Origin of the sequence: Aquimarina macrocephali JAMB N27 (assembly GCF_000520995.1) — a bacterium.
GTDB lineage: Bacteria > Bacteroidota > Bacteroidia > Flavobacteriales > Flavobacteriaceae > Aquimarina > Aquimarina macrocephali.
Window position 1 is genome coordinate 1 of the sequence record NZ_JACA01000089.1, and the last position, 4,019, is coordinate 4,019.

Sequence of the window (4,019 nt, forward strand, 5' to 3'; positions counted from 1 at the left end):
GTGCCTCCGGATGCAAAATAACTATCATAACCCGTCAATACCACAACCTTATACAAGGGATGCTCTGCAATATGCTTAAAAACCTCTATCATTCCTGCTATAAAAGCATCCGAAAACATGTTCTTTGCTACTCGGTCTTCCATCTTAACCTCTACAATACCTTCTGGATAAACCTTGGCTTTTATAACTTTTGTATTGAGTATAATATCTGTTGGAGTATTTGGCAACTCTACTGAAATCGGTTCTTTACGCTCTAACCAAATCGGTAACTCTTCTATCCTTTTCTTTAGTAATGAAGCTCGATCCTTTTTCCAAGTCCGTACAGCTTCTATAGAGAGTCCGGTCCAGTACGATGCCTGGTGTAAAGCTTCTGAAAAAACAGCATCCGATACAATTACTGAACCTACCTGATCTTGTAACTCAAGACCTGTATAGCTCTTACCTGCCAGCAGTAATTCTTTACTCACATAACCACTTAATCGTTGACCGAATAACATAGCCGATCGTCTTGCCAGCTCAGGAACTTCTATAAGACCTGATACCGAGTACTCACCTTGTGTATTATAAACACAAACATCACAGGACGTACTAATCAGCCAGCCGATATCTTTAGCGTTTGATCCTATTGCAGCAATTATGGGAATTGGAGAGTACAGAATTAAATCCTGAAGCTCTAAAACAGCATCCTGCGAACCAGTTAAATCAGATACTGAAACAAAATCAGCAGCATCACTGCTTAGAATGATCGCTTTATAATAATTGTATTTGTCTAGTTGAGAAAAAATATTCCTCAATCCTGAAATAATATCTTTTAGTGGGTAGCTCTTCCCTTTTGTATGTATTGTAATCGTTAATACATGGTCTGCATCGGTTGTCAACTTCAAATACTTCGAACCTGAAGTAATTTGTGGTATTGTGGTTGTCGTATTTTCTGCCTGTATTGTGGGTACTACAACCAGTTGTTCTGTCATCCTAAGTAGCTCACGCCCCAAATGTTGCTTTAATAGCTGTAGAGCATCTCTTGATTTATCACAAAGATCTAATGCAAAACTCTCTGTAAAAGAACCAACCTGATCCAATGGAAGGATAGCGCAACTAAAACCCTGTTGTTGTAAGGTCTTTCCTGTTGATACCATAGGTGAATACAAAAAGTTCCTTGCAATTGCTTCTCCAAATCGCTCTCTAAAAAGTAACTCTTCTGCTAAATCAGGGAAAAATCCTTCCTTATAACTCGCATAAGAATAGTTACTTTCTTCACTGCAAATCATAAAATCACACAACGTGCCTAATAAAAATCCAGCTCCAATAGCCGTCCCTTTCATCTCAGCAATTAATGGAAAAGGAAAAGAAACTATAGCCCTGTAAAGACCTGTTCTAACTGATTCATTATAAGCTTCCCGATCACCTTGTAAAAAAACATCATCACTACCTCGAAGCAAGACTACTTTTAGAGAAGGCATTTCTTTTACATATTCTAAAGTGGTCAATAACTGTGTGATCAACTCTGAAGAAAGCGTATTATCATCAGGTGTGGATATAACTAGTGAATACAAGCCTCTGCCATGATCAAATAATTTTACTAATGGTTCTAGCGAAGATGTATGTCCTTGATTTTCATAAGATGATAACGTCATCTCAGAAAGAGCGACTATTTTTTTATCTAGAGAAGAGGATTTTATTTTCTCTATCTCAAGCACACCAGGGGTAACCAATGAAACTTGAGTTGGTTTTTCTAATGTCTTCTCTGTGAATTTCTCTACTTTAGGTTTTTTGGATGATATTTTTCTGTAAACTGGCGAAGTGATCGGTATTGATATTTGTTCTGGTTCTGATGATGACTTAGGTATTTCCTGTTCTCTGGAAGTGTCTTTGACAAAGCCCGGAATCACTTCCTGATAACTAACCCCATATAGCTGTACACATACCTTGCCTTCTTTATCACATAAATCGATATCTAAGGCATCTGCTCTACCTGAACTATAACGAATCCAAACAGACATCTCACCAGTACAACGACTTATGATTCGTAAAGAATCTATACCTGTAACCTCTAAAGCAGTGTCTGGGAATAACATAAGACCTGCTTGTAATACTTCTTCAAGAATAGCAGGGTGTAAAACATAGGCTTCCCGATCTAAAAGTGCAGTATCTGGCAGACTCAACGCTGACAACAATTCCTTATCACCTCGATACATTGAAGTAATACTCTGGTAAGAAGAAGACAATACACTTCTCTCCATCTTAGCTTTAAGAGCATTGATATCTAATGTTGTTAAAGGAAGCTCATCATGTAATATAGCTTCTCCCTGGCAATATATTTTTTCCTCTTCTTTACTAGTACTATATACTTCAAAACAAACACCTTCTTCTGTTTGCTCAAATAAGGTGATATGCACTTCCATAGCATCATTAAAAACTATAGGGCCTGACCAAACCGTATTGCTAAACTCCAATAGATAGGACCCTTTCTCTTCTGGTAATGCTTCTGCAATTGCTGCACGAGCCATTTCTAAATAAATAACTATTGGAAGAACCTTATCTTTTTTAGATAATCTTGAGATAAAAAACTCTTCTCCACTAAAAGTCGAACTATATTTCTGAGCCGTAAGATCAGAAGTGTTTCTATGTACTAAAGGGTGTAATACTGAGATAGCTTTATTCTTTACTACCGATGGTGTATCACTAACTGGTATCCAATAACGTTCCCTGGCAAAAGGATACGTCGGAAGACTCATCAATCCCGGAACAACATCTCCATACAACAGCTGCCAATCCACAGCATAACCTTTTACCCATACATCAAGTAGTTTAGCTATATTTTTATTGGATATCCATTCTTGAACAGCTGTATCAGTAGCTAATTCATAAAAATCTTCTCCTCTTTTAACTTCTCCCTGATACATTCCTTCTACTCCTCTTGTATCATCAAGATAGGATTCTAGATTTTCTTTCAACTCAACTACCGAACTCACCACAAAGCCCAAACGCTTATCCATTGGCTCACGACCTACTTGTAAGGTGTAAGACATTGAACTCAAGTCAATATCAGTACTCTCCATACCAAGATAACTCAACAGGTCAACCGCCTTTTGTCGTAACTGATCTGTAGTACGTGCTGATAAAACAATACCAAAATCGGTAGCTATATCATCCTCTATAACAGATCCTGATGGAGTTATATATTCCTCTATAATGATATGTGCATTCGAGCCTCCTGCTCCAAAAGAGGAGATACCTGCTATACGAGGATAAACCTTTCCTTTAATTACAGGAGCATCCCAATCCCTTAACTCCTGATTCACAATAAAAGGAGTCGTAGCAAAATCAATATGAGGGTTTAAACGCTTAGAATGTAAGGATGGAACTATTTGACCATGCTCCATCTGTAATAATATTTTTGTCAAACCTGCAATACCTGCAGCTGATTCACAATGACCGATATTAGATTTGGCAGAACCCAGTAAACAATATCCTTTATCATTCTGGGTATCCTTTTCAAATGCCTTAGATAATGCGGCTATCTCAATAGGATCGCCCAACTTAGTACCTGTACCGTGAGCTTCTATATAACTAATATGACCAGGATCCGTATTGGATACTTTAAGGGCCTGAGTAATAGCACTAGCCTGAGCCTTAGGGTTGGGAACACTATAACCATTAGTCTTTCCGCCATGGTTAAGCGAACTCCCTTTGATCACTCCATAAATATGATTCCCGTCTCGTTTTGCCTCTGATAACCTTTTTAAAACTACAACTCCAACGCCTTCGCCAGGGATATAACCATCGCCTCCTTCTCCAAAACTTTGACAATGACCTGCACTCGATATAAACTGACCCGAACTAAGCATCTGGTATTTATTCGGGTGAATACTTACATTAACTCCTCCGGCTATACCTAAATCGGTACGACCTTCTTTTAAATCCTGACAGGCTAAATGAATCGAGGTCAAAGAAGAAGAACACATCGTGTCTAAAGTCATACTAGGACCATGAGCGTTTAAAAAATAAGAAACTCGGTT

The 4,019-nt window shown here is 38.2% G+C and carries 1 protein-coding gene; it reads right to left on the minus strand.

Annotation, left to right across the window (positions count from 1 at the left end; translation table 11 throughout):
* Positions 1-3,980 (minus strand): enoyl-CoA hydratase-related protein (locus tag Z054_RS30730; RefSeq protein WP_241461468.1); only part of this gene is annotated, 3,980 nt, incomplete at its 3' end.
* Positions 3,981-4,019 lie beyond the last annotated feature (39 nt).